This window comes from Rhodoplanes elegans, from assembly GCF_016653355.1.
Lineage (GTDB): Bacteria > Pseudomonadota > Alphaproteobacteria > Rhizobiales > Xanthobacteraceae > Rhodoplanes > Rhodoplanes elegans.
Genome location: NZ_NHSK01000142.1, coordinates 1 through 6,876 on the forward strand (window position 1 = coordinate 1; position 6,876 = coordinate 6,876).

General features: G+C 70.3%; 7 protein-coding genes. 4 read left to right on the top strand and 3 right to left on the bottom strand.

The annotated features are described in order from the left end of the window. The first annotated feature begins 435 nt into the window (after positions 1-435). On the top strand, positions 436-693 hold the full coding sequence (locus tag CCR97_RS17710) for a hypothetical protein (RefSeq protein WP_244670529.1): 258 nt from the start codon (positions 436-438) through the stop codon (positions 691-693). Between the two features lie 69 nt (positions 694-762). Here CCR97_RS17710 and CCR97_RS17715 read toward each other — a convergent pair whose 3' ends face one another. Next, positions 763-1,740 (bottom strand): NADPH:quinone reductase, encoded by a 978-nt coding sequence (locus CCR97_RS17715; protein ID WP_111359054.1) that lies wholly within the window; start codon positions 1,738-1,740, stop codon positions 763-765. A gap of 89 nt (positions 1,741-1,829) precedes the next feature. Here CCR97_RS17715 and CCR97_RS17720 point away from each other — a divergent pair, with 89 nt between their 5' ends. After that, the gene (locus CCR97_RS17720; RefSeq protein ID WP_111359058.1) at positions 1,830-2,063 is read left to right on the top strand and encodes a DUF2171 domain-containing protein; all 234 of its coding nucleotides are present in this window, start codon (positions 1,830-1,832) and stop codon (positions 2,061-2,063) included. Between the two features lie 85 nt (positions 2,064-2,148). Here the strand turns inward: CCR97_RS17720 and CCR97_RS17725 are convergent, their stop codons facing one another. Beyond that, positions 2,149-2,328, bottom strand: a complete 180-nt coding sequence (locus CCR97_RS17725) for a hypothetical protein (RefSeq protein ID WP_111359055.1) — start codon at positions 2,326-2,328, stop codon at positions 2,149-2,151. Positions 2,329-2,558: 230 nt separating this feature from the next. Between CCR97_RS17725 and ndk the strand changes: the two genes are divergently transcribed. Beyond that, positions 2,559-2,981 carry a nucleoside-diphosphate kinase gene (gene ndk, locus CCR97_RS17730; protein WP_111359056.1) on the top strand — a complete coding sequence of 141 codons (423 nt, stop codon included), beginning with the start codon at positions 2,559-2,561 and terminating at the stop codon, positions 2,979-2,981. 177 nt (positions 2,982-3,158) lie between these two features. Further along, positions 3,159-3,872, top strand: a complete 714-nt coding sequence (locus CCR97_RS17735; protein WP_244670530.1) for a TerC family protein — start codon at positions 3,159-3,161, stop codon at positions 3,870-3,872. Between the two features lie 165 nt (positions 3,873-4,037). Here the strand turns inward: CCR97_RS17735 and CCR97_RS32115 are convergent. Next, positions 4,038-6,876 (bottom strand): cation-translocating P-type ATPase (locus CCR97_RS32115; RefSeq protein ID WP_338049097.1); only part of this gene is annotated, 2,839 nt, incomplete at its 5' end.

Consider the following 6,876-nt stretch of genomic DNA (forward strand, 5'->3'; position numbering starts at 1 on the left):
CCACCACCGCCGCTCTGCGCAACGGCCAGGCTGGTCCCCGCGACGAGTGCCGAGATGGCGGTCGCAATCAGAAGTCGATTCGTTTTCATCGAGCCTTCCTCCAGATGGTGTGAACCCCATGCTGTCGGGTGCTCCCGACGAAGTCCGAACGCCCCGTCATCACGGCGGTTCCTGGAGGCTTTCGAATCGCGATCGGAGGTGTACGCCAACACACGTCGGCGTTCATCGGCGGTTCATCTCCACGTTCACGGGCGCGCTGATGGCCCGGTTGCGGCCGCGTTCACATGAAAGCCGCATTGCCGCGGCCTGTGGCGCCGGTGGGGGAGAGCGGGCCGGGCAGCGTCCGGTGCGTGAATCCGATCCGACAATCCGAATGATATAAAAGCCGCGGATGATGATTCGCGGTGGCCGATGTTTCGGCGCACAGGAGGTCCAATGCTTCGTTTGCTGGCCGTTCTCGTCGTCGCTCCCGCCGTCCTGGCGTCCTCGGTGGCGCTGGCCCAGTCGCGGTTTCCGCTGCCGCTGCCCGCTTCGCGCGGGACCGACGAGGATCAGAAGGCCTGCCAACGCGATGCCACCACGTTGTGCAAGCCCTATCTCGGCGACGACATGGCGGTGCTGAGCTGCTTCCAGTCGCAGCGCCAGAAGCTCAGCGTCCCGTGCCGCAAGGTGCTCGAGAAGTACGGCCAGTGAGCCGCTGAACCACTCGGACGCGGCGCCGATGGCGCCGCGTCCGGCGTTCCGGACGCCCGTCCTCGGATCTCAGATCGTCAGCACCACGTTCCCCGCGACCCGCCCGCTCTCGACCGCCTCGTGGGCGTCGACGGCGGCGGCGAGCGGCATCGTCGCCGCGATGTTGTGGACGAGCCGTCCCGAGGCGAGCGCCTCGGCGATGATCGCGAGCGCCGTCGCGCGCTCCTGCGCCGTCAGCTCGTAGACGAACACGAACTGCAGCGTGATCTGGTTCGCCAGGAAGAAGTAGAGCGGCACGCCGCCGTCCATAGCGCCGGTGCCGTAGACGACGACTTTTCCGCGCGGCCGCAGCACGCCCGGCAGCAGCGCCGCATTGGCGGCGATGTCGAGCTCGATCACGGCGTCGACGCCGGCCCCCTCGGTCAGCTCCTTCACCCGCGCGCCGACATCCTCGCCTCGATAGTCGATCACATGGTCGGCGCCGGCGGCGCGGGCGAGCGCCGCCTTCTCGGGCGAGCTGACCGTGGTGATCACCACGGCGCCGCGCATCTTGGCGAGCTGGATGGCGTAATGCGACACGGCGCCGGCGCCGCCGCTGATCAGCAGCGTCGAGGCCACGTCCGCCTGCGCGGTCGCGATCACATGGGCCGCCGTCATCACCGGAATGCCGAGGCAGGCGCCGGCCTCGAAGCTCATGTCGTCGGGCAGGGGGACGGCCATCGCGCTCGGCAGCGCGACGAGCTCGGCGGCGGTGCCGAAGGCGCGCTTCCACTGCGCGTTCCAGGTCCACACCCGCTCGCCGATGCGCGCCGCCGGCACGCCGGCGCCGACCGCGTCGATGACGCCGGCGCCGTCGCTGTGCGGGATCACGCGCGGGAAGGCGATCTTGCGGGTGCGGCCCTCGCGCGCCTTCACGTCGGACGGATTGACGCCCGAGGTCGCGAGACGGACCCGCACCTCGCCGGGACCGGGCTCCGGGGTCGGCATCTCGCCGACGGTCAGCACCTCACGGGCGGGACCGTTCCGCTCGTACCAGACTGCGCGCATCGCAAATTCCTCACCGCCGTTCGGGCGCCGGCCGGAACCGCCGTCGCGGGGTCCGGTTGATCCGGCACATCATCATCGAGGAGTTCCCCATGCTGCACAACGACATCCAGGCGCATATGGACGTTGTCGGGGCCGACGACCTGCCGGTCGGAACCGTGGATCGCCTCGACGGCGATCACATCATGCTGGCTCGGACTGGTCCGGAAGCCGGCGGCCGCCATCACCTGGTTCCACTCGCCTGGGTCGAGGAGGTGGACGACAAGGTCCGCCTCAGCCTCCTCTCCGACGACGCCATGGCCCAGTGGCAGGCCACCGAGCCGTAGCCCGCCGACCTGCAGCACAGCGAGCGGTCGGCCGTCGGGGGCGGCCGTCGGCGAGGGCCGCGTCGTCTGCCGCGGCTCGGGCCCGTCAGCGCCCGGTGAGGCGGCTCCACTGCTCGCGAAGCTGCACCGTGGCCGCGTCGGTCGACTCCTTCACCACGTCCCAGTTGACGAAGCGGCGCTCGCTCGCCGCCACTGTGCTGTCGCGCAGATAGGCGCCGCCGACCGCGACGGTGAAGCCCAGAACGAACGCAAACAGGACGCGCATCGCACGACCTCCTCGACCCTCGCCGAACGACCCCGGGGCGTTCCCCGCGGTGTTTCGGCACCCACTGGTAGAACCGGATTTCAGCGGTACGAGGGCACAATTTTCTGGCCGCCGGGGTGTTCCTCTCGGCAGGCTGTCGCTTTATAGCTGCTCTGCGCCGCAGGCCGTTGCCGCGGCTTTGCCACAGGGGTATGAGCCGCCCACGCTAGGGCCGCTGTAGGGGAGTTGAGATGGCCGTCGAGCGCACCTTTTCCATCATCAAGCCGGATGCCGTCGCCCGCAACATCACGGGCGCGATCAATGCCATGATCGAGCAGGCCGGACTCCGGATCGTCGCCCAGAAGCGCGTCCGCATCACCCGCGAGCAGGCGCAGACCTTCTACGCCGTCCACAGCGCCCGGCCGTTCTTCGGCGAGCTGGTCGACTTCATGATCTCGGGACCCGTCGTGGTCCAGGTGCTCGAAGGCGACAACGCCATCGCGCGCTATCGCGAGGTCATGGGCGCCACCGATCCGGCCAAGGCGGCCGAGGGCACCATCCGCAAGGTCCACGCCAAGTCGATCGGCGAGAACTCGGTGCACGGCTCCGACGCGCCCGAGACGGCGGCCATCGAGATCGCCCAGTTCTTCTCGGGCAACGAGATCGTCGGCTGACCTTCTGCAACTGGTCGGCGAGGATCCTCGTCGCGCCATGGTTGTGTCTGGTTCGGTGGTATAGTGTGATGTGCGGACCGGAGGTTCGGCCGGCCGCCAGCGAGGCTGACCATGATCGCGGCTGACTATCTGAATCCGGCCTATTGGAGCGCCGTCCTGCAGAGCGGATTGGCCGAAATGGCCGCCCCGTCGTTCTGGGTTGCGGTCGGGAAGATCATCTGGATCAACATCCTGCTCTCGGGCGACAACGCCGTGGTGATCGCCATGGCGTGCCGCAGCCTGCCGCCGAAGCAGCGCTTCTGGGGCATGATCCTGGGCGCCGGCGTGGCGGTCGGCCTGCGCATCCTGTTCACCATCATCATCGCCTCGTTGATGACGATGCCGTACCTGAAGATCGCCGGCGGCCTGGCGCTGTTCTACATCGCCTGCAAGCTTCTGGTGCCGGACGACTCGCACGGCGAGGTGGAGGCGGCCGACCATCTGTGGCGCGCGGTGCGCATGGTCGCCATCGCCGACATCGTGATGAGTCTCGACAACGTCATCGCCATCGCGGCGGCGGCGGGCGGCAGCCTTCTGCTGCTGGTCTTCGGCCTCGCCGTGTCGGTGCCGCTGATCATCGCCGGCGCGGCGCTGATCATGGGCCTGCTCGACCGTTTCCCGATCCTGATCTGGGCCGGTGCGGCGCTGCTCGGCTGGATCACGGGCGAGGTGCTGGCGACCGACCCGGCGGTCGAGCCGCTCCTGGTCGCGCGCTTCGGCACCGAAGGCGCCCACCAGGTCGAGCTCGCCGCGGCGGCGGTCTGCGCCGTGCTGGTGCTGGTGGTCGGCGGCCTGTGGCGGCGCTCCAAGCAGGCCCGCGCGGCCGAGAAGGTCGCCGAACACGAGGCGTGATTCGGGCGCGCTCGTCGCACCGATATCGACAATGAGAACGGCCCCGGGCGACCGGGGCCGTTTTTTTGTTCGGTCGCTTTGGAGGGCGTTGCCGGCATCCTTTGACGAATTGCCGAGTGCGGCGGAGCTCCCTCTCCCCGGCGGGGAGAGGTCGACGAGGAAGCCTCACGCCTCCTCGACACCGCGCAGGCGCAAGCCCGCCTTCACGATCTCCATCACCACGAGGAGCGTCGCCCCGACCGCCGTCGCCACCCCCCAGTCGCCGAGCGTGAGGCCGACGGTGTGGAAGGCGGCCTGCATGAACGGCGCGTAGACCACCAGGATCTGGGCGGCGAGCGAGAACGCCACGGCGGCGATCAGCCATGGATTGGCGAACAGCCCGACGAACGCGCTGCGATGGCCGGAGCGGGCGTTGAAGACGTTGAAGAGCTGGAACATCATCAGCGTCGTGAACGCCATGGTGCGGGCATAGGCCTCGTCGGCGGCATTCGGCGCCGCCTCCGTGGCGAACAGCGTGATCATGCCGCCCGGATAGTAGGCGTCGAGCACCAGGAGCGTGCCGACCATCATCACCAGGCCGACGCCGCCGATCCGCACCCAGTCGGCCGTGCCGATGACGCCGGCGCCGCGCGCCCGCGGCTTGCGGCTCATCACGTCGGCGTCCTTGGGATCGATGCCGAGGGCGAGCGCGGGCGGGCCGTCGGTGATCAGGTTGATCCACAGGAGCTGCGCCGCGAGCAGCGGCAGGAACAGGCCGTGGTTCGCCGAGGCGAGCCCGAGCAGGCCGGCGAACATCACGCCCGCGAACATGGTGAGCAGCTCGCCGGCGTTCGACGAGAGCAGGTAGACGAGATACTTGCGGATGTTGTCGAAGATCCCGCGACCCTCCTCGATCGCCTTGACGATGCTGGCGAAGTTGTCGTCGGTGAGGACCATGTCGGCGGCCTCCTTGGAGACGTCCGTGCCGGTGATCCCCATGGCGACGCCGATGTTCGCCGTCTTCAGCGCCGGCGCGTCGTTGATGCCGTCGCCCGTCATCGCGACGATGTGGCCGCGCCGCTGCAGCGCCTCGACGATGCGCAGCTTGTGGTCGGGGTCGACGCGGGCGAACACCCGCACGTCCTCGACGATGCGGTCGAGCGCGGCGTCGCTCGTCCGCCGCAGCTCCGCGCCGGTGACGACGCGGGTGCCGGGCTCGACGATCGCCAGCTCGCGGGCGATCGCCTCGGCGGTCGCCGGATGGTCGCCCGTGATCATCACGGTGCGGATGTGCGCGCGCCTGGCGGTCGCGACCGCCTCCTTGGCCTCGGCGCGCGGCGGGTCGATCATGCCGACGAGGCCGAGCAGCACGAGGTCGTCCTCGATGTCCTCGGGCAGCTCGATGTCGCCGACCGTGCCGGTGACGACGGCGGCCGGGTCGAGGCCGAGCGTCTCGGCCCGCAGCGTCCGCGTCGCGACCGCGAGCGTGCGCAGCGCCTGCGCGGCGAGAGCGTCGTTCTGCGCCGTCACGGCGGCGCGGCCGGCGTCGTCGAGCGGGACGAGGCCGGCCCCGTCGAACAGCTCGCGGCAGCGCGGCAGCAGCACCTCGGGCGCGCCCTTCACGCACAGGGTGAGCATCCCGGGCCGGGCCGGATCGGCGTGCAGGGTGGCGTGGCGCTTGCGCTCCGACGTGAACGGAATCTCGGCGATGCGCGGCAGCGTCGCAAGCGTCGCCTCGGTCAGCCCCGCCTTGCGGGCGGCGACCACCAGGGCGCCCTCGGTCGGATCGCCCTGCACCTGCCAGCGGCCGTCGCGCCTCGTCAGCGTCGCGTCGTTGACGAGGGCGGCGGCCCGCAGCGTGCGCGTCACCGCCTGCTCCAGCGCGGGCCGGCCGGAGAGCGGCGCGCCCGCGACCGTGAAGTCGCCTTCGGGCACGTAGCCGCTGCCGGAGACGTCGACCACGGCGCCAGCGGCCAGCACGGTGCGCACCGTCATCTCGTTGCGGGTCAGCGTGCCGGTCTTGTCGCTGCAGATCACCGTCGCGGCGCCGAGCGTCTCGACGGCCGGCAGCTTGCGGACGATGGCGTTGCTCTGCGCCATCCGGCGCACGCCGAGGCTGAGCCCGACCGTGACGATCGCCGGCAGCGCCTCCGGGATCGCCGCGACGGCGAGCGCCACGGCGAACAGGAAGAGGCCGAGGATCGCGTCGAGATCGGTGACCGGGTTCTTCAAGAGGCCGGTCGCGAAGACGACCGCGCAGATCACCAGCATGATGATCGAGAGCCGCTTGCCGGTGCGGTCGAGCTCCTTCTGCAGCGGCGTCGCCTGCTTCTCGGCGCCCTCGATCAGCTCGGCGATCTTGCCGACCTCGGTGCCCATGCCGGTCGCGACGACGATGGCGCGGCCGCGCCCGTAGGTCGCCGTGGTGCCGGCATAGAGCATGTTCTTGCGGTCGCCGAGGCCGACCTCGTGGTCGATCGCGGCGGCGTCCTTGACCACCGGCACGCTCTCGCCGGTCAGCGCCGCCTCGTCGGTGCGCAGGTTGGCGTCCTCGATCACTCGCGCATCGGCCGGAATGCGGTCGCCCGCCTCGACGAGCAGCACGTCGCCCGGGACGATGTCGTGCGCCGGGATGCGCTGGCGCTCGCCGTCGCGCACCACGGTCGATTCGGGTGCCGCGAGCGCCATCAGGGCGCGCACCGATCTCTCCGCGCGCGCCTCCTGGACGAAGCCGAGCAGGGCGTTGAGCAGCACGATCGCCATGATGACGATCGCCTCGTAGGGCAGGGCGGATTCGCGCGGCTCCTGGAGCAGCCATTCGACGCCGGAGATGACGGTGGCGACCAGGAGGATGATCACCAGAAAGTCCTGGAACTGCTCGGCGAGGCGGCGCCACCACGGGGTCTCGGGCGCGCTCTTCAGGCGGTTCTCGCCGTGCTCGGCGAGCCGGCGCTCCGCCTCGGCCTGACGCAGTCCTCGCGCGGCGTCGGAGCCGAGGGTCGCGACGACGGCGGCGACCGGCAGG